We start from the raw sequence: 20,226 nt of genomic DNA, 5'->3' as shown, positions 1-20,226 counted from the left end.
CCACTGTGGAGCCCGTGCCACGCCGTCTCGCTCTCCCTAGCCCCCGCGTCCCCATGGTCGCGACCGGGGTGCTCGCGCTGGTCGCGAGCCTCCTGCTCGTCCTGGGGACGCCGATGACGGCGTCGGCACAGCGCCCGCCGGCGCCGGACCTCACCGGCCCGGCGGGCCCCGTCGTACCGGGGGCGGTCGTCATCCTCCGCGGCCGCACCCGTACGACGTCCGCCCGCCCCCTCGTCGAGCTCGAGCGGGAGCAGGCGGGGCGATGGGTGCGCGACCAGCAGGTGAGGGCGAACCGCGTGGGGCGGTTCGTGCTGCGGGTGCGCGTGCCGGAGCAGACCCGGTTCCGGGTCCGCGTCGGCGAGCGCACCTCGCGTCCGGTCCTCGTGCGGGTGCGCCCCGGCGTCCGTACGACGACCGCGTCCGCGCCCGTCGCCACCACGGCGCACACCCGGGTCCCGCTCACCGCGACCAGCCGACCCGCGCGGCCGGGGGCCACGGTGGTCTTCCAGCGGCGCGAGGCCGACGGTCACTGGCACACGCTGGGCACGGCGGTCGAGAACCGCACCGGCCGGGCGAGCTTCCTGGTCACGCCCGAGGCGACGACGACCTACCGGGTCCAGGCCACGGGCGCGTCCGCGGCGACGACCACGGTCGCGCTCCTTGCGCGGTCCGCGAAGCCGTGGGTGACCGGCTACTACGCGGGCTGGTTCTGGGACCAGGAGTACGCGCCCCACGAGGTCGACATGAGCGACCTGTCGCACTTCGTGTTCGGCCGGGTCGCGCCCGGCGGCGGCTCGCTCGACGGTGTCCCGGGAGCCGTCGTGCCTGGCGCCGGCTCCGCGCACGACCCGGCCGCGTCGCCGTACCCGGGGACGACGGTCGAGGACTACCTCGTCGACCGGGCGCACGCGGCGGGCGCCAAGGCGCTGCTGATGCTCGGCGGCGACGGCTTCGACGGCCGTGGGTTCGTGGCTTCGACGACCGATGCGGTGCGCCCGGTGTTCGTGCGCAACCTCGTCGACTACCTCGTGGCGCACGACTACGACGGCGTCGACGTCGACTGGGAGAACTGCCTCGGCGGCGAGGCCTGGGAGTGCGGCGTCCGGATCTCGCGCGATGAAGCGGTCCGACGGCTCAGCGCCCTCGTCGTCGAGGTCCGGGCCGAGATGGCCACCCGCCCGCGGTACGCCGCGCAGCCCGGCCTGATCACCTTCCCCGGCTACCCGGTCAACACCAACCACCTGCAGCCCGGCGGCAAGGTCGACGCCTGGCAGGCGGAGATGACGTGGCTGGTCGACCAGTACAACCTCATGTCCTACGGCATCGGTACGACGTGGAACCGCGACGGCTGGAGCTCCTGGTTCTCCGGCGCGCTGGACGACGAGTCGCCGGCCACGCCGGTCAGCATCGACAGCAGCATCGACGCGTACGTCGCGACCGGCGCGCCGCGCGACAAGATCGGCCTGGGGATCGGCCTCTACGGCATCTACTTCGGCCCCAACGTGACCGGACCGCGCCAGTCCACCGAGACCAACGAGATCTACGAGACCAACGACGTCGCGCTGTCGTACACGCGGTTGGTCGAGATGGGCTACCTCGACCACGGCACCCGGCGCTTCGACGCCGACGCCTCGTCGACGTACCGCACCTACGGGGGCGGCGGCTACGTGCCGCCCACCGAGCCGGGTCTGCCGCCGCGCAACCCCGCGGGCTTCCTGTCCTACGAGGACGAGGAGTCCATCGCGGCCAAGGCGGACTACGTCGCCGCCGGGGGAGCGGGCGGGACGATCGTCTGGACGCTCAACTACGGCGCACTGCCCGACGGCAGCAACCCGCTCCTCGACGCGATCGGGCGTACCTTCCTGCGCCGCTGACCGAGCACCTCTCTAGGTCCGCACCTTTGGGCCCCCGCTTCCGGCGGGGGCCCATCTTCTTTTGGTCCGGACCTTGACGCAGCCGTGACGTGCGTCATATACATACCTAAACCTGAAATCAGATTCGTAAATGAGGTCGAGGGATGGCGCTGGTCGCGCACGTACTGCAGGAGGGCGCCTCGGCGGACGCCGGCCTCCTCGTCCTGCGGGTCGCGGTCGGGCTCCTCGTCCTCGGCCACGCGGTGCAGAAGTCCCTGGGCCGCCTCGGCGGTGACGGCCTCGCCGCGACCGCCGCGATCTTCGACCGGGTCGGCTACCGGCCGGGGCGGCCGATGGTGGTCATCGCCGCCGCCTCCGAGACGGTCGGCGCGGTCCTGCTCATCGCCGGGCTGGTCACCCCGCTCGCCGGGGCGATCGTCGCTGCGGTGATGGTCGTCGCCTGCTCCGTCCACTGGCCGTACGGCGTCTGGGCGGCCCAGCGCGGCTTCGAGCTGCCCCTCACCTTCGGCATCGCGGGCGCCACACTCGCCCTCGTCGGCCCGGGGCGCTGGTCGCTCGACGCCGCCTTCGGGATCGACCTGCCGGCCTGGTCCGGGGCAGCGGCACTCGCCGTCTGCCTGGCCGGTGCCGCCGCGCTGATCGCCGTCCGTGCCGTCAACCAGCGCCGCCCCTCCTAAGAAGCGTCCTGCGCGCGGTCCGGGCGCGCCAGACGAGCCCATCTCACCTGTCACACCGTCGTACCTGGGAGAACACATGAAAACGTTCGTGAAAGCCGTCGCCCCCGCGCTCGCCCTGGGCCTGGCGGTCTCGGCCTGCTCGTCCAAAGCCGACGAGGCCTCCGGTGGCGTCGGCGCCGACGGCGTGAAGATGGGCGCCGGCGTCACCAAGGACAGCATCACGCTGGCCGCGCTCGTCCCGCTCAGCGGCCCGATCGGCGGTCTCGGCCAGGACGGCGTGGCCGGCGTAAAGCTCTACTTCGACAAGGTCAACGCCGACGGCGGCGTCTGCGAGCGCCAGGTGGCCATCGAGGCCCGCGACAACAAGTACAACTCGCAGGAGACGATGACGCAGTACACCGGTCTCAGCGGTGACGTCGCGGCCGTCGCCAACCTCTCGCCCGGCACCGACGCGATCACGCTCGAGAGCCGGCTCAAGAAGGACGGCCTGGCCGTCATGGCCGGCTCCTACGACCCGCTGCTGCTCGCGGTCCACCAGGCGTTCATGCCCGGCACGCCCTACGACGTCGAGGCGGTCAACGGGATCAGCCACCTGGTCGACGAGGGCACGCTCGCGAAGGGCGACACCATCGGCGTCATCGCCTACCCCAACGGCATCGGCGAGGCGGTCACCAAGGGCGTCGACGGCGCGGCCGAGCACTTCGGGCTCAAGGTCGAGCACACCAAGATCGACAGCACCGCCACCGATGCGACCTCGCAGGTCAACACCCTCAAGCGGGCGGGCGCCAAGGTCATCGTGATGGGTACGGCGGGCGGCCCGACCGTCTCGGCCGCGTCCGTCGCCTCTGCCAGCGGGTACGACGTCACGATCCTCGCCACGAACCTCCTCTCGCAGGGCGACGTCCAGGGCGCCGCCAAGGACGCGATCGTCGACCACGTCGTGCTCACGTCGAACAGCGCGCCGTTCAGCTCCGACGCCCCGGCGGTCCAGAACCTGCTCGCCGCCTGGGAGAAGCAGGCCGACGGCCGCCCGATCACCGCGCCGGTCGCGGCCGGCTACCTGATGGCGGGCGTGCTCCACAAGGCACTCCAGCAGGCCTGCGACGACGGTGACCTGACGCCGCAGAGCATCACCGCCTCGATGGCCAAGGTCGGCAAGATCGAGACCGACGGACTCGGCGTGGACCTCGACTACTCGACGCCCGGCGCGGCACCGTCGCTGGCGAGCTTCATCCTCAAGCCGGACCCGAAGGCCGAGGGTGGCGCGGTCATCGTCGCCGGTCCCGAGGAGAGCGACGCCGCCGCGGCGTACGCCGACGCGCAGGGCTACGTGAAGTAGGTCCGTGATGATCGAGGTCAAGGGTCTCGCCGTGCGCTACGGCGCCGCCGAGGTGTTCCACGACGTCAGCCTCCGGGTGGACGACGGGCGGATCGTCGCCCTGCTCGGCAACAACGGTGCCGGCAAGACGACGCTGCTCCGCACCCTGTCGGGCATCCTCGGTGGGCAGGGCGGCCGCGTGGTCGCCGGCACCGCGCACGGCGAGGCCCTCGACCTCACCCGCAGCCGGGCCGACCGGATCGTCCGCGCCGGCATCGTCCAGGTGCCCGAGGGGCGGCGGGTCTTCGGCCAGCTGTCCGTCGAGGACAACCTGGCGGCCGGCGCGCTGTCGGTCCGCTCGCGGATCCAGGCGCGCAAGACCAAGGCATGGGTGCACGAGCTGTTCCCGGTCCTCGCGGACCGGGCGCAGCAGCCCGCCGCGCTGCTGTCCGGTGGTGAGCAGCAGATGCTCGCCATCGGCCGGGCGCTCATGAGCAGCCCTCGGGTGCTGCTGATGGACGAGCCGTCGCTCGGCATCGCCCCGCTGGTCGCGCGGCAGATCATGGACACCGTCCGCGAGGTCAATCGGTCCGGCACGAGCGTGCTGCTGGTGGAGCAGAACACCAAGCTCGCGCTGTCGGTCGCGCACCACGCCTACCTGATGCACGGGGGCACGATCGTCGCCGACGGTCCGGCCGACGAGCTGGCCTCGTCGGACCTGCTGCTCGCGGTCAGCCTCGGCAAGCACACGGCCGCAGCCGTGCCGACCGGAGCGAACGCCCATGGTTGAGCCGATCCTGCAGGCCGAGGGCCTCACCGTCAGGTTCGGCGGCGTGGTCGCGCTCGACGACGTCTCGTTCTCGGTGGCGCCGGGCACCATCCACGCGATCATCGGCCCCAACGGAGCGGGGAAGTCGACCTGCTTCAACGCGATGACAGGCCTCTACCCCCTGGCTGCCGGCACGGTGCGGCTGTCCGGGGAGCGGCTCGATCGCGTGCCCCGGCACCGGATCATCGGCCGCGGCGTCGCCCGGACCTTCCAGAACCTGGTCCTGCCCGACGCGCTCACCGTCGCCGACGTGCTCCGGCTCGGCCGGCACCACCGCACCCGTGCGGGACTCCTCGGCACGGCGCTGGCCCTGCCGGCGGCGCGCCGCGAACGCCGTACGGACGACGGGGTGGTGCGGCAGGTCGCCGAGATCCTCGGTCTGGAGGGACATCTGGCCGATCCGGTCGGCGTCCTCCCCTATGGCCTGCGCAAGAAGACCGAGATCGCCCGTGCGCTCTGCGCGGAGCCCGAGGTCCTCCTCCTCGACGAGCCCGTCGCGGGGATGAACGATGCGGAGTCGCGCGCCCTGGGCGAGCGCATCCGCGAGTGCCGCGAGCAGTTCGGGCTGACCGTGCTGCTCGTCGAACACGACATGGAGCTGGTGATGAGCCTGTCCGACCACGTGACGGTCCTCCAGTCGGGACGCGTCATCGCCGACGATCGTCCCGACCGGATCCAGCAGGACCCGGTGGTGATCGCCGCCTACCTCGGCGCCGACCCGATCGAGCTGACCGACGAGCGCGACGAGCGCGACGAGCGCGACGAGCGCGAGGACCGTGCGGAGGTGGTCGCTCGTGGATAGCCTCCTCAACGCGCTGGCCAGCGGCCTTTCGCTCGGCGCGCTGTACGCCGTGATGGCGCTCGGCTTCGTCGTGATCTACCGCGCCACCGGCGTCCTGAACTTCGCCCACGGTGCCTTCCTCCTCGTCGGCGTGTACGTCGCCTCGGTGGTCAGCGAGGACCACGGCTACCTCGTCGGCGTGCTTGCCGGACTGCTGACCGGTGCGCTCGTCGCGGTCGTCGCCGAGACGGTGTTCCTGCGCAACAGCCGCACCCACGACCACGTCACGCTGACGATCCTCACGCTCGGCCTCAACCTGCTCGTCGTGACCGAGATCAGCCGCCGGATCGGTACCGAGACGCTGCCGCTGCGCGACCCGATCGGCAACGACGTCGTCGAGATCGGCGCCGTCACCATGCCGACCGTGCGCCTCATCGCCCTCGTCGTGGCGGTGCTCGCGATCACCGTGTTCCTGCTGCTGTTCCGCTTCACCAGCTGGGGGCTGGCGATGCGCGTCAGCAACCAGGACGGCGAGGTGGCTGCCCTGATGGGCGTCCGGCTCTCCGCGGTGTCGTGGACGAGCTGGGCCATCGGCGGCGCACTCGCCGTCCTGTCGGGCCTCTTCCTCGCGTCGTTCCCGACGCCGGGCGTGACGCCTGCGCTGGCGGACACGGCCTTCCGCGCCTTCCCGGCCGCTGTCATCGGCGGCCTCGGCTCGGTCGGCGGCGCACTCGTCGGCGGGGTCATGCTCGGCATGGTCGAGGCGTTCGCGGCGACGTACGAGGGCTCGCTGGGCGGCTGGGCGCACAACCTGTCCGGGATCTCCGCGTGGGTGCTGCTGCTCGTCGTCCTGCTGCTGCGGCCGCAGGGGCTCTTCAGCGCCAAGCAGGTGCAGCGTGTCTAGGGGGCGGGTGCTCGTCGCGGCCCTGCTGGTCGTGCTGCTCGTCGCGCCGTACTACCTCGACGGCTTCTGGCTCCAGCTCGGCGCGCTCGCCATGGCGGCCGGCGTCGCGGCCATCGGGCTCACCCTCCTGGTGGGCGTAGCGGGCCAGATCTCCTTGGCCCACGCGGTGTTCGTCGGCATCGGTGCCTACGGATACGTCGTGCTCGCGTCCGACCCGAGCGAGCTCGCCTGGGGCCTGGGCTGGCCGCCGGCGCTCGCGGTGCTCGGCGGCATCGGCCTCGCGGCTCTCGGTGGCCTGGTACTGAGCCCGCTCTCGGGCCGGGTCAACGGGCTCTACCTCGCGGTCGTCACGATCGGACTGGTCTTCATCTGGCAGCACGTGCTGCAGGAGGTCGGCGGCATCAGCGGCGGGTACGTCGGGCGCGCGGTGCCCGAGCTCGACATCTTCGGCATCAACCTCGGTGACACCGAGCCGTGGGTCGTCGCGCAGGTGCCCTTCGGAGCCGCCGAGAAGCTCTGGTGGTTGGCGCTGCTGGTGCTCGTCGTCGCCTTCGTGACCGCACGCAACGTGGTGCGCGGACGCCCCGGCATCGCGCTCGCGATGGTCAAGGAGAGCGAGATCGGCGCGTCCGCGCTGGGGATCGACGTCCGGCGGGGTCGGGCGGCGGCGTTCTTCCTCGCCGCGCTCTACGCCGGTGCGGCCGGTGTGCTGGTCGCGCTGACGGCCCAGTTCGTCACGCCGCAGGCGTTCGGCTTCCAGCTCTCCACGGACTACCTGGTGATGATCATCATCGGTGGCCTCGGCAGTGTGCGCGGCGCCGTGGCCGGCGCGGTCTTCGTGACGGCGCTGCCCCGCGTCCTCGGCCAGTACGCCGACCGGATGCCGTTCCTCTCGCCCGTCGGCGAGGGCGGCATCGACGCCAACGTGATGAGTGTGTTCGTCTACTGCGGGCTGCTCATCGTGGTCATCATGTTCGCCCGCGGTGGGCTCGACCGGGTGCTGGGCCTGCTGGTCGGTGGCCGGCGCCGGCGTCCGGCGCAGGAGCCCGTACCCGAACCCGTCCTGGCGGAGGTGGCCTGATGCAGACCTGGATCCACGTGCTCGACTGGCGGGCCAGCGCGGACGCCGACGCGGTGGCGATCCGCGACGACCGCGGCGCGCTGACCTACGGCGAGCTGCACGCCCTGGTCGAGTCCCGGGCCGGGGGCTGGCACGACCGTGGTGTGCGCAGCGGCGACGTCGTGGCGGTGCTCTCGCGCAACAGCGCGGAGCTCTTCGTCCAGACCCTCGCCCTGGTGCGGATCGGCGCGCTGCCGCTGCTGCTCAACTGGCGGATGACCCCGTCCGAGGTCGCCGAGCTGGTCGAGATGACCGCACCTGTGGCGGTGTTCGCCGACCCGACGTCGACCGGGCTGATCGGCCTGGTGCCGGGTGCGACCTGTGTCGTGGACGGTCCGGCGACCGAGGGGTGGCTCGCCGCGGCGAGTCTCGTGGGCGCCGTACCGGCCCGGCCGGACGAGCGGCTCAAGGTCGACGAGGTCGCGATGCTCATGCACACGAGCGGCACCACGGGGCGGCCGAAGGTGATCCCGCTCGACCACGGCTCGCTCGTGCGCAACCTGGCCGGCTTCGCGATCGACATCGGCGACCAGGTGCGCGGCAGCAACCACCTCGTGATGATGCCGCTCTTCCACCTCGCCGGGTTCGCGCAGGCGATGCAGTGCTTCCTCACCGGCGGCACGCTCGTCGTCCACGACGGCTTCGACGTCGACCGGGTGATCGACACGATCGCCGGCCAGCGGATCAACTTCTTCACCGCGGCGCCGACGATCATCGAGATGCTCGTCGACGCGCTCGAGACCCGGCGCCAGGACGCGGACCTCTCCAGTCTCCGCGAGGTCCAGTACGGCGCCGCGCCCATCGCGCCCGAGCTGCTGGAGCGTGCGCTGCGCCGGGTGTGCGGCCGCTTCCGGCAGATCTACGGCAGCACCGAGCTCCAGGGCTTCCTGTCGGTGCTGCGCCCCGAGGACCACGTCGCCGGCACCGCACGGCTCGCGTCCGCCGGCCAGCTCGTGCTCGGCTGGGAGGCCCGGATCGTCGACGCCTCCGATGCGGCCCTGCCGGCCGGGACGCCGGGAGAGCTCCTCGTCCGCAGCGAGAACCTGATCGCCGAGTACTGGAAGGACCCCGAGGAGACGCGTCGTGCGTTCACCGACGACGGGTGGTTCCGCACCGGTGACGTGGGTGTGCTCAGCGCCGAGGGCTACCTCAGCATCGTCGGTCGCGCCAAGGACATGATCATCAGCGGCGGCGAGAACATCTACCCCGCGGAGATCGAGCGGGTGCTGCTCGAGCACGCCGATGTCGCCGAGGTCGCCGTCGTGGCCCGTCCCCACGAGCGTTGGGGGGAGACGCCGGTCGCGTTCGTCGTCCCGGAGCCGGACGTGGCGACCCTCGACCCCGAGGAACTGCGAGCGTTCTGCCGCGCACGGCTCGCCGGCTTCAAGTGCCCCAGCGACTACACCGTCATCGACGCGCTGCCTCGCAACGCCCTCGGCAAGGTGCTGAAGGTCGACCTGCGGCGCCGGCTCGTGGACACCGTTCCCCCGACGAGATAGGCAGGACCCGATGGACCACCACCGATCGATCGGCAGCATGCTGCGCCACTGGGCGGGCGTGCGGCCGGACGCGCCCGCCGTCGCCGTCGAGGGCGTCGCGGAGCACACCTTCGCGAGCTGGCTCGATGCGAGCAGCCGCCTCGCCGGCGGCCTCGCCGCCCACGGCGTCGGCCCGGGCGGCCGGGTCGGCTTCATCGGCAAGAACGCGGTCACCTGGGCCGAGGTGCTCGCGGCCGCGTCGTTCCGCCGGGCCGCCGCCATCCCGTTCAACTGGCGCCTCAGCGCCGACGAGACCACGGCCGTGCTGACGGACGCCGACGTGGCCGTCCTCGTCGTCGAGGCGGAGTTCCTGCCCCTGCTGGGCCGTCCCGTCCCGGAGGACGGCGCAGCCCGGGTGCTGCTGCCCGGCGGCGACGAGCAGCCGTACGACGCGTGGCTGGCCGGACAGGTCGCCGTACCGGCGCTGGATCCGGAGCCCGACGACATCGCGTTCCTCATCTACACCTCGGGCACGTCCGGCCGGCCCAAGGGCGTCGAGCTGCCCAACCGGGCGGTCGCCGCCAACCTCGCCGCGCCCGCGCCGTGGGACATCGCCGAGGGCGACGTCGTCATGGTGCCGGCGCCGATCTTCCACCTGTCCGGCACGGGCTGGGTGTTCTACTGCCTCGGTCTCGGCGCGACCTCGCTCTACGTGCTCGACATCCGCCCGGACCTCGTCCTCGGCGTCTTCGCGGACGGACGCGTCGACCACGCACTCACCGTGCCCGCCGTCGTGCAGGCGCTCGTGCAGCACCCCGGCGCGGCCGAACGCGCGTACCCGCGGCTGCGCACGCTCATCTACGGCGGTTCGCCCATGTCGCCCACGGTCGCGGACGCCGCACGCGAGCTGTTCGGCTGTGACCTGGTCCAGAGCTACGGGATGACCGAGACCTGCGGTCCGATCACGTTCCTGGGGCCGGAGGACCACCGCCGTGGCGGGGCGCGGCTCGCGTCGGCCGGCGTCGCCGTCCCCACTGTCGAGCTCGGCGTCTTCGACCCCGCGACGGGGGAGCGCTGCGCCGAGGGGGAGACGGGAGAGGTCTGGACCCGCAGCGCGCTGATCATGGCCGGGTACCGCAACCAGCCGGGCGAGCTGAGCGCCGTGCTGCGCGACGACGGCTGGTTCCGCACCGGTGACGCGGGCTACCAGGACGCCGACGGCTACCTGTTCCTGTGCGACCGGGTGAAGGACATGATCGTGTCGGGCGGCGAGAACATCTATCCCGTCGAGGTCGAGAACGTCCTGATGACCCACCCCGGCGTGCGCGACGTCGCCGTCATCGGTGTGCCGCACGAGCGCTGGGGGGAGACGGTCAAGGCCGTCGTCATCCCCGCAGCCGAGCGGCCCGACCCGGCCGACCTCGTCGCCTACTGCCGCGAGCGGCTCGCCCACTACAAGTGCCCGACGTCGGTCGACCTGGTCGAGGCGCTCCCGCGCAACCCGAGCGGCAAGCTGCTCAAGCGCGAGCTGCGGGCGCCGTACTGGGCCGGGCGCTCGCGCGAGATCGCCTGACGGACGCAGAGAAGAAGGGGGAGCACAGTGGTCGCACGCTACGAGGAGGTCGCCCGGTCGCTCGCGCGCCGGATCGAGGACGCGACCTACCCGGTGGGCTCGCAGCTGCCGCCGGAGGTCGAGCTCGCGTCGGCGTACGCCGTCTCGCGGGCGACCGTGCGCTCCGCGCTCGACTCGCTCGAGCGGCTCGGCATGGTCTCGCGCCGCCGCCGGATCGGCACCCGGGTCGAGGCGGTCCGGCCCACGACGGGGTACGCCCGCACCGTGACGACCATGAACGAGCTCGTCCAGTACTCCACCGAGACCCGCCGCAGCGTGCTCGGTCAGCGCGAGGTCGTCGCCGACGCCGATCTCGCGTCCCTGCTGGGCTGCGAGCCCGGACGGCCGTGGGTGCACCTGCGGATGCTGCGCCTCGACGAGGTCGGCGGTCTCGACGAGCAGCGCCCCCTCTGCCACACCGACGTCTACCTCGACCCGGACGTCGCCCTCGTCATCGGTGACCGGATGGCCCGTCCCGACGGGCTGATCAACGAGATCGTCGAGCAGTGCACCGGCCGGATGACGGTCCGGGTGGACCAGCGCATCCGGGCCTGCTCCCTGTCGGCCGACCTGGCCGACGTCCTGCGGGCCGAGATCGGCAGCCCAGCGCTCCAGATCGTGCGCCGCTACGTCGAGCGCGGCGGCGACGTCGCCCAGGTGACCGTCTCCGTCCACCCGGCGGACCGTTTCGAGTTCACCGTCTCCATGGAGCGAGCCGGCGGCTGAAGCAGCCCTCGCTCCACCACCCCATCCCGGGAAACCCCCTAGAAATGAGGAAGAAGTGCGCATCACCGAGATCCGCGAGGTCGACGTACCCCTGCAGGGGGACATCGCCAACGCGGTCGTCAGCTTCGCTGAGCACAAGGTCTCGCTGGTCGCCGTGGTCAGCGACGTCGTGCGCGACGGGGTGCCGCTGACGGGTGTCGCGTTCAACTCGATCGGCCGGCACGCGCAGGGCGGCATCCTCCGCGAGCGGATGATCCCGCGCCTGCTGAGCGCCGACCCCTCGTCGTTGCTCGATCCCGACGGCGGCCTGCTCGACCCGGCCCGGGTGCTCGGCTGCGCGCTGCGCGACGAGAAGCCCGGCGGGCACGGTGACCGAGCGGCGGCCGCGAGTGCCGTCGAGCTCGCGTGCTGGGACCTGCTGGCCAAGGTGAACGACGAGCCGGCGTACGCCACCATCGCGCGGGCGCACGGCCGAAACCCCGTGCTGGAGGGGGTTCCGGTCTATGCGGCCGGTGGGTATTACCAGGCCGTCGACGACCTGGGCCGGCTCACCGACGAGGTGCGCGGCTACCTCGACGCGGGCTATCCCGCCGTGAAGATCAAGATCGGCGGGCTCCCGCTCGCCGAGGACCTGCGCCGGGTCGAGGCCGCCGTCGCCGCGGCCGGCGCCGGTGACCGCGTCGCCGTCGACGCCAACGGCCGGTTCGACCGCGAGCGTGCGCTGGCCTACGCCGAGGCGCTCGCGCCGCTCGGCCTGCGCTGGTACGAGGAGGCCGTCGACCCGCTCGACTACGCCCTGACGGCCGAGCTGACCGCGGCGTACGACGGGCCGATCGCGACCGGCGAGAACCTCTTCTCGCGCCAGGACGTCGCCAACCTGCTGCGTTTCGGAGGCGTCCGGCCCGACCGCGACCTGCTCCAGATGGACGCCGGGCTGAGCTACGGGCTCACCGAGTACGCCGCCATGGTCGCGCTCATGGAGGAGGCCGGGTTCGACCGCCGCGCTGCCGTCCCGCACGGCGGGCACCTGGTCAACCTGCACATCGTCGTCGGCCTCGGCCTCGGTGGGTGCGAGGCGTATCCCGGTGTCTTCCAGCCGTTCGGCGGCTACAGCGACGACTGCGTGCTCGCCGACGGACTGATCCGCCCGGCCGACCACCCGGGCTTCGGGCTCGAGGCCAAGGTCGGCCTGGGCGACGAGATCGCGAAGCTGGTCGCCTGATGGCCGCCACTCCCTTGCGGATCGCCGTCGTCGGCTGCGGCGCGATGGGATCGGTCTACGCCGCCCGCCTCGCCGGCGCCGGCCATGACCTCCTCGTCGTCGACGCGTGGGCGGACCACGTCCAGGCGATCGCCCGTGACGGACTCGCCCTCTCGGGCCCTGACGGCGAGAGAACCGCGCAGGTACGGGCGTTCCAGGCCCCACCCGCCGAACCGGTCGACCTCGTCGTGCTCGCCGTCAAGGCCGCCGATGTGGTGTCGGCCGCCGCCGGACTCGCTCCGCTGCTGGACGACGACACCGTCGTCCTCACCATCCAGAACGGCCTCGGCTCGGCCGAGGAGGTCGCCCGCGTGCTCGGCGCCGGCCGCCTCGCCGTCGGTATCGCCAGCGGCTTCGGCGCCTCCCTGACCGGCCCCGGCCGGGTGCACCACAACGCGATGAAGGCGCTGCGCTTCGGTGCCTACGACGGCGTCTCCGGTGGTGGTCTTCCCGCCGACGACGTCGAGCGGATCGCCGCCGCCTGGCGGGCCGGCGGCTTCGACGCCGCCGCGGTCGGCGACATCGCCGCGATGCAGTGGGAGAAGCTCATCTGCAATGTCGCCTACAGCGCCCCCTGCGCGCTCACCGGCCTCACCGTCGGCGAGGTGATGGACCATCCCGAGATGGGACCGATCAGCCGGGCGGCTGCCACCGAGGCGTGGGAGACGGCGCGGGCGCTGGGCATCGGGATCGACGTACCGGACCCGGTGGTGCACGTGCGCGACTTCGGCGCCCAGATGCCCGCCGCCAAGCCCTCGGCCCTGCTCGACCACGAAGCCGGACGCCGCAGCGAGATCGCCGTGATCAACGGCGCGATCCCGCGCGAGGCCGCCAAGGTCGGGCGGACCGCGCCGGTCAACGCCACGCTGACCGGGCTCGTCCGCACCCGCGAGGCGACCTTCTGAGAGCCGGGATCGCCGGTTTCTAGAGGTCTTCCGGCGCGCTCAACCGGCCCCGGATCGCCGTCGCCGCCGCCACCGGCGGCGAGACCAGGTGGGTCCGGGCGCCGTCGCCCTGGCGTCCCTCGAAGTTGCGGTTCGTCGTCGACGCCGAGCGGACGCCGGGCCCGAGGGCGTCCGGGTTCATCGCGGTGCACATCGAGCAGCCCGACCCACGCCACTCGAACCCCGCCGCGGTGAACACCTGGTCCAGCCCCTCGGCCTCCGCTGCCCGGACCACGGCCGCCGACCCCGGCACGACCAGCGCCCGTACGCCGTCGGCGACAGTGCCGCCGTTGGCCCGCAGCACATCCGCCGCGGCCCGCAGGTCCTCCAGCCGGCCGTTCGTGCACGAGCCGATGAACACGGTGTCGACGGCGATCGCGCGCATCGGCGTGCCGGAGGAGAGGCCCATGTACCGCAGTGCCCGCGCCGCCGTCTCGTCGCCCGGTGCGGGTTCCGGCACGACGTCGTCGAGCGCGACCGCCTGGCTCGGGTTGGTGCCCCACGTGACCGTCGGGGAGACGTCGGCCGCATCGATCGTGATCGAGCGGTCGAAGACCGCGCCGTCGTCGCTGCGCAGCGTCCGCCAGGAGTCGGTCGCCGCGTCCCACGCCGCTCCGGTCGGCGCGAACGGCCGCCCCTCGAGGTACGCCAGCGTGGTCCGGTCGGGCGCGATGACCCCACCCCGGGCACCGCACTCGATGCTCATGTTGCACAGGGTCATCCGCTCCTCGACGCCCAGCGCCTCGATGCAGCTGCCGCGCAGCTCCAGCACCGAGCCGGCACCGCCGTTGGCCCCGATCGCCCGCACCACGTGCAGCGCCAGGTCCTTGGCCGTCACGCCCGCCCGCAGGACGCCGTCGACCCGCACCTCGAAGCTGCGCGGCCGCTCCATCCACAGCGTCTGAGTGGCGAGCACGTGCTCCACCTGGCTCGTCCCTATCCCGAACGCCAGCGCTCCCAGCGCGCCGTGGGTGGACGTGTGCGAGTCGCCGCACACGATCGTCAGCCCCGGCTGGCTCAGCCCCTGCTCCGGACCGATCACGTGCACGATGCCGTTGCCCGCGGATCCCAGCGGGTGGTGCGGAACCCCGAACTCGGCGCAGTTGCGCCGCACCGTCTCCATCTGGAGGCGGCTCAGCGGGTCGAGCACGCCGTCGAGTCCCCCGGAGAGCAGGGGCGTGGTCGGGACGTTGTGGTCCTCGGTCGCGACCGTCAGGTCCGGACGGCGTACGCCGCGACCGGCCGCGCGCAGCCCGGCGAACGCCTGCGGCGAGGTCATCTCGTGGAGCAGGTGGAGGTCGACGTACAGCAGGTCGGGGCCGCCGCCACGGTCACTGCCGCGGACGACGACGTGGTCGTCCCAGAGCTTGTCGAGGAGCGTGCGGGGACCCACCGGGTCAGCCGGTGACGGCCGCCGGCTGCCTCCGGTCGGCGGCGGTGCGCGGCGCGGTGCCGAGGTCGTCGGCGTTGAACGCACGCATCCAGCACGCGAACTCGAGCAGCACCCCGTCCGGGTCCTGGAAGTAGAACGACCGGACGTACACGCCGTCGTGCATCTCCGCCGCCACCTGCGAGGCGCTGTCGTCGTGGTTGACGATCGGCCCCACCCGCACGCCGGCCGCCTTGAGCTTGGCCCGGTACTCCTGGAACTTCTCCGGCGGGACGTCGAACGCCACGTGGTTGAGCGAGCCGATCGCGCTCGTCCACTCGCCGAAGCCGGGCTTCTCGACCGGCGCCGAGATGCCCGGGACGCCGTCGGGGGCGTCGGGGAACCAGAAGAACGCCAGCGAGTTGCCGTTGCCCGCGTCGAAGAAGAAGTGCTGGCCGAGGTCGTCGGGCAGGTCGAGCGTCTTGAGCAGGGGCATGCCGAGGATGCCGCTGTAGAAGTCGACCGTCCGCTGCATGTCCGAGGACACCAGAGCCACGTGGTTGAAGCCGCGGAGCTCGAACTGGGTGTTGGCGTTGCCGCTCATCGACCTGCCTGCCTTTCGTCGCAGAAACTGATACTGACATCAGATTCAGGTATGAAACTAACACCAGGTTCGAATTCCACGCAAGAGTCGCCCCGCTCTGCCGGATCGGCGCCCCGGTTCCGGTACAACTGACCTGTGACCAGCACGCAGGCGCCCCGCCCCACCAAGCGGGGCCGGCAGACCCTCGAGGCGATCGACGCTGCCGCGCGCAAGGTCATCGCCGAGAAGGGCTTCCTCAAGATGACGGTGTCCGACATCGTCAAGGAGGCCGGCAAGTCCCCGGCCTCGTTCTACAACTACTACGACTCCAAGGAAGCGCTCCTCGAGCACTGGGCCCGCCAGTTCCAGGACGAGGCGCGTGACCGGCTCCAGGTCGCCGAGCAGAACGTCGGCTCGGATCCCCGTGAGCGCATCGAGGCCGCCGCCCGCGCGCACTGGGAGACCTACCGCGCCCGGATGGCCGAGATGGTCGGCGTCTTCCAGCTCGCGATGATCAACGACGAGTTCTCGCGGGTCTGGGACGAGATCTGCATGGAGGCCGAGTCGGGCATCGCCCGCGCGGTCGCCCGGGCGCAGCAGCGGGGCTTCTGCCCCGGGGTCGACCCGAACCTGACCGCCGGTGCGATCGTCGCGATGCTCAACATGTTCTGCTACGAGAACCTCGCCAACGGGCGGGCCGCCGACGTGAACGACGAGGCGTGCATCGCGACGCTCGCGAACGCCTGGTACCACGCGATCTACTGGACCGCGGACTAGCGGACTGACAGACCAGCGGACTGGCCGACCGGCGGACTAGCGCGCCTGCTCGGCCTGGAGGCGTAGTCCGGCGAGCAGCAGGTCGAGCCCGGCGCGGAACTGGTCGGCGTCGTCGTGCCCCTCGAACTCGTCGACCACCTCGTGCAGGAACGGGTACGACGCCGGGTCGAGCCCGCGCCACTGGTCGGCGTAGCGGCTGAGGTACTCGTCGCGCCCGACCGTGCCGTCGAGCACCTCCTGGGGCGGCTGCTGCCCGAGGTCGGCGGCGATGCCGATGGCGAAGCCGAGGATCGCCGACACCGCGTGGAAGCTCTGGCGCGGGGTGAGGCCGAGGCGGAGGACCTGCTGCCCGATGCGTTCGTAGAGCAGGAGCCCGTTGGGCTGCGTGCCGGTGTCGCGCATGAAGTACGCCGCCAGCCACGGCCGCTCGACGATGGTGCCGAAGAGCGACACGGCGATCGAGCGGAGGTCGTCGATCGGGTCCGGGCTGCCGGCGAACGCCTCGGTGTCGACGAGCACGCCCGCGAGGACGTGGTCGGTGGCGCGGTCGAGGAGCTCGTCCTTGTTGGCGACGTACCAGTAGATGCTGGCGACGCCGCCGCCGAGCCGGGCGGCGAGTGCGCGGAAGGTCAGCGCCGGCTCGCCGGCCTCGTCGAGCAGTGCCACGGCCTCGCCGATCACCGCCTCGAGGGAGTGCGACGCGCGGCGCCGTCCGCCGGGGCGCGCTCCTGCCGGGGTCCGCCTCGTCGGTGCTGCCATGTCGTTCATCCCATCACATCGGGCGCCGTGGTCTTGCCTCGCATCGAACACCGTTCTATCGTATCGAACGTCGTTCGAGAATCGAACGCTGTTCGATACCACTGGAGGTGTCCGATGGAACCCGCTCCCCACGCCGCCACCGCGGCCGCACCGCAGGCCGCGGCGCCGTCCGCCGCCGGCGCGCAGACCTACTCCTCCCTCCGGGCGGCGTGGATCCCGCTGGCCGCGCTCTGCCTGGCCTTCTTCGTCGAGATGGTCGACAACACGCTCCTGACCATCGCGCTGCCCACGATCGGCCGCGACCTGGGGAGCGGGACGACCGCGCTCCAGTGGGTCACGGGCGCCTACTCGCTCACGTTCGGCGGGCTCCTGCTGACGGCGGGCTCCGCGGCCGACCGGCTCGGCCGGCGCCGGGTGCTGCTGGTCGGGCTCGCCGTGTTCGGCGTCGTGAGCCTCGCGGTGGTCGCGGTCGAGTCGGCCGGTGAGCTGATCGCGCTGCGCGCGGCGCTCGGTGTCGCGGCGGCCGCGATGGCGCCGATCACGAATTCGCTGGTGTTCCGGCTGTTCGACGACCAGGCGCTGCGGATGCGGGCGATGACGTTGATGATCGTCGTCGGGATGAGCGGCTTCATCCTCGGTCCGCTGCTGGGTGGCTCGGCCCTGGCGCACGTGCGCTGGGAGTGGCTGCTGGTCGTCAACGCGCCCATCGCGCTCATCGCCTGGATCGGGGTACGGATCGGCGTGGCCCCCGACCGCCCCGAGGACCTGACCAGCGAGCGCCTCGACCTGCCGGGCGCGGTGCTGAGCATTGCGGCGATCGGGTTCGCCTGCTACGCGCTCACCAGCGGTGTCGAGCACGGGTGGGTGTCGGTCGTGACGCTGGGCTCGGTCGCGGCGGCGGTGCTCGCGCTCGTCGCGTTCGTCCGCCACGAGCGGCGTACGGCGGCGCCGATGCTCGATCTCGGGGTCTTCTCCGACGGCACGGTCCGCGGGGCCGCCCTCGCCCAGGTCGGTACGTCGATCGCGATGGCCGGTGTCATGTTCGGCCTGATCCTGCACTTCCAGTACGCCTACGGCTGGAGCCCGGTCCGCGCCGGCCTCGCCAACCTCCCGCTCATCGTCACGATGATCGTCGCGACGCCGGTCTCGGAGCAGCTCGCGAAGCGGCTCGGGCACCGGGTCGCCTGCCTCGTCGGCGCGGCGCTCCTGGCCGGCTCGCTCGCGGGCCTGGCGTGGGGCGTCGACCACGGCTATCCCGCGATCGCCGCCTGCATGGTGGTCCTGACGATCGGCCTGCGCACGGTGATGACCATCTGTGCGGTGGCCCTCGTCAGCGCGATGCCCAGCAACCGGACCTCGCTCGGCGCCGCGCTCAACGACACGGCCCAGGAGGTCGGTACGAGCGTCGGCACCGCGGTGGTCGGCACCCTCGTCGCGGCTCTGGTCACGACGAGCCTGCCGCCGGGGGTGTGGAGCAGCGAGCTCGTCGCGTCGTTCTTCCACGGCGAGCGCGTCATCTACGGAGTGCTGGCCGTCGTGGTCGGGATCGTCGCCGGCTGGGGCGCCCTGACGCTGACGGACTCACGCGTGACCGAGGAGCCGCGGGAGGAGCCGGTCCCGGCCTGACCCTGGACGTCGCCGTCCCGCTCTGATACAAACCTGACATCAGATTCGTATTTAGGAGTGAGATGTCGACCATCGAGCGCACCTTCGTCGGCCTGCCGTCCCTGAACCTCCCGCGCGCGGGCGCCGGTGGCCACCCGTGCCAGGGCATCTACCACCGGCGGGCGGGGACGCAGCCGAAGGTCGCGATCATCGCGACGCACTACCAGATCGACTTCTCGGAGCACTACCTCGCTTCGTTCCTCGCCGAGCGCGGGTTCGGCTTCCTGGGCTGGAACACCCGGTTCCGCGGGGACGAGGCGCACTTCCTGCTCGACCACGCGCTGAGCGACATCGGCGTCGGCGTCCGGTGGCTGCGCGAGGAGGCCGGGGTCGACACGGTGATCCTGCTCGGCAACTCCGGGGGTGGCTCGCTGATGGCGGCGTACCAGTCGCAGGCGGTGGAGCCGATGGTGACCGCGCTGCCGGGCATGCAGCTGGCCCGGGGTGTCGAGGACCTGCCGCTCGCGGACGGCTACCTCTCGACGGCGGCGCACCTCGGGCGCCCCGACGTCCTCACCGCGTGGATGGACGGGTCCGTCACCGACGAGAGCGACCCGCTGGCGACCGATCCCGAGCTCGACCTGTTCAACCCCGCCAACGGCCCGGCGTACGACGACGCGTTCGTCGCGCGCTACCGGGCGGCCCAGGAAGCGCGGAACCACCGGATCACCCGCTGGGTCAAGGACGAGCTGGCCCGGCTGACCGCGGCCGGCTACCACGACCGGCCGTTCTCGGTCGCCCGCACGTGGGCCGACCCGCGGATGGTCGACCCGACGCTGGAGCCGACCCGGCGCGAGCCGAACAGCTGCTACGCCGGTGTTCCCGAGCGCGCGAACCGCTCCGTCTACGGCATCGCTTCGGCGTGCACGCTGCGGACCTGGCTGTCGCTGTGGAGCCTCGAGGACTCCCAGACCCGCGCCCACGCGCACCTGCCGAAGATCACCGTCCCGGCGCTCGTGGTCAACGGCAATGCCGACACCGGCGTCTTCCCGAGCGACGCGCAGGCCATCCACGACCTGCTCGGCGCGAGCGACAAGGAGTCCCACGAGCTCGACGCCGACCACTACTTCCTCAACGACGGGGCGCGCGACGAGGTCGCCGACCTGATCGAGGCCTGGATCGGCAAGCGCTTTGCCTGAGCCGATGATCGACGTCTCCGACCGCTTCTTCGCGGCCGCCACCGCCCAGGATCTCGACGCCGTCCGCGCGCTCTACGCCGAGGACGCCCGGATCTGGCACAACTGGGACGACCACGAGCAGGACGTCGACGAGAACCTCGCCACGCTCGGCAGCCTGCCGCAGCGCTACGACCGCTTCGAGTACGACGCCGTGCGCACGGTCGCGCTCGCCGACGGCTTCCTGCGCCAGCACGACATCGTGGTCGAGCGGGCCGGGCGGTCGGCCCGGGTGCCGGCGATCCTGCGCGGGTACGTCGCCGAGGGGCGGATCACCCGGATCGAGGAGTACTTCGACCTCGGCCAGCTGGCCGAGGTCCGCGCCGCCCAGCGCTGACCCCGCCCGGGGGCCGGGCCGGGGTCGGGCCGGGGCC

At 72.2% G+C, this 20,226-nt stretch carries 19 protein-coding genes; 16 read left to right on the top strand and 3 right to left on the bottom strand.

What is annotated here, in order from left to right:
* Nucleotides 1–14 precede the first annotated feature (14 nt).
* The 12 genes from M0M48_RS21330 (at nt 15) to M0M48_RS21275 (ending at nt 13,485) form a co-directional block, all read left to right on the top strand.
* Complete coding sequence (locus M0M48_RS21330) at nt 15–1,874, top strand: glycoside hydrolase family 18 protein (RefSeq protein WP_257752665.1); 1,860 nt, start codon at nt 15–17, stop codon at nt 1,872–1,874.
* 143 nt (nt 1,875–2,017) lie between these two features.
* On the top strand, nt 2,018–2,551 hold the full coding sequence (locus tag M0M48_RS21325; RefSeq protein ID WP_257752664.1) for a DoxX family protein: 534 nt from the start codon (nt 2,018–2,020) through the stop codon (nt 2,549–2,551).
* A gap of 76 nt (nt 2,552–2,627) precedes the next feature.
* Nucleotides 2,628–3,890: an ABC transporter substrate-binding protein gene (locus tag M0M48_RS21320; RefSeq protein WP_257752663.1), complete on the top strand. Its 1,263-nt coding sequence runs from the start codon at nt 2,628–2,630 to the stop codon at nt 3,888–3,890.
* A 7-nt stretch (nt 3,891–3,897) separates the two neighbouring features.
* Nucleotides 3,898–4,659: an ABC transporter ATP-binding protein gene (locus M0M48_RS21315; protein ID WP_257752662.1), complete on the top strand. Its 762-nt coding sequence runs from the start codon at nt 3,898–3,900 to the stop codon at nt 4,657–4,659.
* Nucleotides 4,652–5,500 (top strand): ABC transporter ATP-binding protein, encoded by an 849-nt coding sequence (locus tag M0M48_RS21310; RefSeq protein WP_257752661.1) that lies wholly within the window; start codon nt 4,652–4,654, stop codon nt 5,498–5,500. Before M0M48_RS21315 ends, M0M48_RS21310 begins: the two co-directional genes overlap by 8 nt.
* A complete protein-coding gene (locus tag M0M48_RS21305) occupies nt 5,493–6,383 on the top strand; it encodes a branched-chain amino acid ABC transporter permease (RefSeq protein WP_215812613.1) in 891 nt (296 codons plus the stop codon). The genes M0M48_RS21310 and M0M48_RS21305 overlap by 8 nt, the downstream gene beginning before the upstream one ends.
* Nucleotides 6,376–7,464 (top strand): branched-chain amino acid ABC transporter permease, encoded by a 1,089-nt coding sequence (locus M0M48_RS21300; protein ID WP_257752660.1) that lies wholly within the window; start codon nt 6,376–6,378, stop codon nt 7,462–7,464. The genes M0M48_RS21305 and M0M48_RS21300 overlap by 8 nt, the downstream gene beginning before the upstream one ends.
* Entirely contained in the window at nt 7,464–9,002 is a 1,539-nt protein-coding gene (locus M0M48_RS21295) for a class I adenylate-forming enzyme family protein (RefSeq protein WP_257752659.1), read from the top strand. The genes M0M48_RS21300 and M0M48_RS21295 overlap by 1 nt, the downstream gene beginning before the upstream one ends.
* Before the next feature lie 10 nt (nt 9,003–9,012).
* Nucleotides 9,013–10,554: an AMP-binding protein gene (locus M0M48_RS21290; RefSeq protein WP_257752658.1), complete on the top strand. Its 1,542-nt coding sequence runs from the start codon at nt 9,013–9,015 to the stop codon at nt 10,552–10,554.
* Between the two features lie 27 nt (nt 10,555–10,581).
* Nucleotides 10,582–11,319: a GntR family transcriptional regulator gene (locus tag M0M48_RS21285; RefSeq protein WP_257752657.1), complete on the top strand. Its 738-nt coding sequence runs from the start codon at nt 10,582–10,584 to the stop codon at nt 11,317–11,319.
* Nucleotides 11,320–11,374: 55 nt separating this feature from the next.
* Entirely contained in the window at nt 11,375–12,541 is a 1,167-nt protein-coding gene (locus M0M48_RS21280) for an enolase C-terminal domain-like protein (protein WP_257752656.1), read from the top strand.
* Entirely contained in the window at nt 12,541–13,485 is a 945-nt protein-coding gene (locus M0M48_RS21275) for a ketopantoate reductase family protein (protein ID WP_257752655.1), read from the top strand. The genes M0M48_RS21280 and M0M48_RS21275 overlap by 1 nt, the downstream gene beginning before the upstream one ends.
* A gap of 19 nt (nt 13,486–13,504) precedes the next feature.
* Here M0M48_RS21275 and leuC read toward each other — a convergent pair whose 3' ends face one another.
* Both leuC and M0M48_RS21265 read right to left on the bottom strand, forming a co-directional pair.
* The gene (gene leuC / locus M0M48_RS21270; protein WP_257752654.1) at nt 13,505–14,917 is read right to left on the bottom strand and encodes a 3-isopropylmalate dehydratase large subunit; all 1,413 of its coding nucleotides are present in this window, start codon (nt 14,915–14,917) and stop codon (nt 13,505–13,507) included.
* A 4-nt stretch (nt 14,918–14,921) separates the two neighbouring features.
* The gene (locus M0M48_RS21265) at nt 14,922–15,497 is read right to left on the bottom strand and encodes a VOC family protein (RefSeq protein ID WP_257752653.1); all 576 of its coding nucleotides are present in this window, start codon (nt 15,495–15,497) and stop codon (nt 14,922–14,924) included.
* A 135-nt stretch (nt 15,498–15,632) separates the two neighbouring features.
* Here M0M48_RS21265 and M0M48_RS21260 point away from each other — a divergent pair, with 135 nt between their 5' ends.
* The gene (locus M0M48_RS21260) at nt 15,633–16,253 is read left to right on the top strand and encodes a TetR/AcrR family transcriptional regulator (protein WP_215812622.1); all 621 of its coding nucleotides are present in this window, start codon (nt 15,633–15,635) and stop codon (nt 16,251–16,253) included.
* Between the two features lie 36 nt (nt 16,254–16,289).
* On the opposite strand, the gene M0M48_RS21255 is transcribed toward M0M48_RS21260, so the two are convergent.
* Nucleotides 16,290–17,012: a TetR/AcrR family transcriptional regulator gene (locus tag M0M48_RS21255; RefSeq protein ID WP_257752652.1), complete on the bottom strand. Its 723-nt coding sequence runs from the start codon at nt 17,010–17,012 to the stop codon at nt 16,290–16,292.
* A gap of 114 nt (nt 17,013–17,126) precedes the next feature.
* Between M0M48_RS21255 and M0M48_RS21250 the strand changes: the two genes are divergently transcribed.
* The 3 genes from M0M48_RS21250 (at nt 17,127) to M0M48_RS21240 (ending at nt 20,189) form a co-directional block, all read left to right on the top strand.
* Nucleotides 17,127–18,638 carry an MFS transporter gene (locus tag M0M48_RS21250; protein WP_257752651.1) on the top strand — a complete coding sequence of 504 codons (1,512 nt, stop codon included), beginning with the start codon at nt 17,127–17,129 and terminating at the stop codon, nt 18,636–18,638.
* A 62-nt stretch (nt 18,639–18,700) separates the two neighbouring features.
* Nucleotides 18,701–19,816, top strand: coding sequence for an alpha/beta hydrolase (locus tag M0M48_RS21245; RefSeq protein ID WP_257752650.1), 1,116 nt, complete (start codon nt 18,701–18,703; stop codon nt 19,814–19,816).
* A gap of 4 nt (nt 19,817–19,820) precedes the next feature.
* Complete coding sequence (locus M0M48_RS21240; RefSeq protein WP_257752649.1) at nt 19,821–20,189, top strand: nuclear transport factor 2 family protein; 369 nt, start codon at nt 19,821–19,823, stop codon at nt 20,187–20,189.
* The last annotated feature ends 37 nt before the right edge of the window (nt 20,190–20,226 follow it).

The sequence above is a fragment of the Pimelobacter simplex genome, assembly GCF_024662235.1.
Lineage (GTDB): Bacteria > Actinomycetota > Actinomycetes > Propionibacteriales > Nocardioidaceae > Nocardioides.
This window is presented reverse-complemented; position numbering and strand designations above follow the sequence as displayed.

What these genes read in the sequence shown, in the direction of transcription:
- M0M48_RS21240 (WP_257752649.1), top strand. Translation starts at nt 19,821, where the DNA reads ATGATCGACGTCTCCGACCGCTTCTTCGCGGCCGCCACCGCCCAGGAT.
- M0M48_RS21295 (WP_257752659.1), top strand. Translation starts at nt 7,464, where the DNA reads ATGCAGACCTGGATCCACGTGCTCGACTGGCGGGCCAGCGCGGACGCC.
- M0M48_RS21290 (WP_257752658.1), top strand. Translation starts at nt 9,013, where the DNA reads ATGGACCACCACCGATCGATCGGCAGCATGCTGCGCCACTGGGCGGGC.
- M0M48_RS21325 (WP_257752664.1), top strand. Translation starts at nt 2,018, where the DNA reads ATGGCGCTGGTCGCGCACGTACTGCAGGAGGGCGCCTCGGCGGACGCC.
- M0M48_RS21255 (WP_257752652.1), bottom strand. Translation starts at nt 17,012, where the DNA reads ATGGCAGCACCGACGAGGCGGACCCCGGCAGGAGCGCGCCCCGGCGGA.
- M0M48_RS21250 (WP_257752651.1), top strand. Translation starts at nt 17,127, where the DNA reads ATGGAACCCGCTCCCCACGCCGCCACCGCGGCCGCACCGCAGGCCGCG.
- M0M48_RS21315 (WP_257752662.1), top strand. Translation starts at nt 3,898, where the DNA reads ATGATCGAGGTCAAGGGTCTCGCCGTGCGCTACGGCGCCGCCGAGGTG.
- M0M48_RS21320 (WP_257752663.1), top strand. Translation starts at nt 2,628, where the DNA reads ATGAAAACGTTCGTGAAAGCCGTCGCCCCCGCGCTCGCCCTGGGCCTG.
- M0M48_RS21245 (WP_257752650.1), top strand. Translation starts at nt 18,701, where the DNA reads ATGTCGACCATCGAGCGCACCTTCGTCGGCCTGCCGTCCCTGAACCTC.
- M0M48_RS21265 (WP_257752653.1), bottom strand. Translation starts at nt 15,497, where the DNA reads ATGAGCGGCAACGCCAACACCCAGTTCGAGCTCCGCGGCTTCAACCAC.
- M0M48_RS21310 (WP_257752661.1), top strand. Translation starts at nt 4,652, where the DNA reads ATGGTTGAGCCGATCCTGCAGGCCGAGGGCCTCACCGTCAGGTTCGGC.
- M0M48_RS21275 (WP_257752655.1), top strand. Translation starts at nt 12,541, where the DNA reads ATGGCCGCCACTCCCTTGCGGATCGCCGTCGTCGGCTGCGGCGCGATG.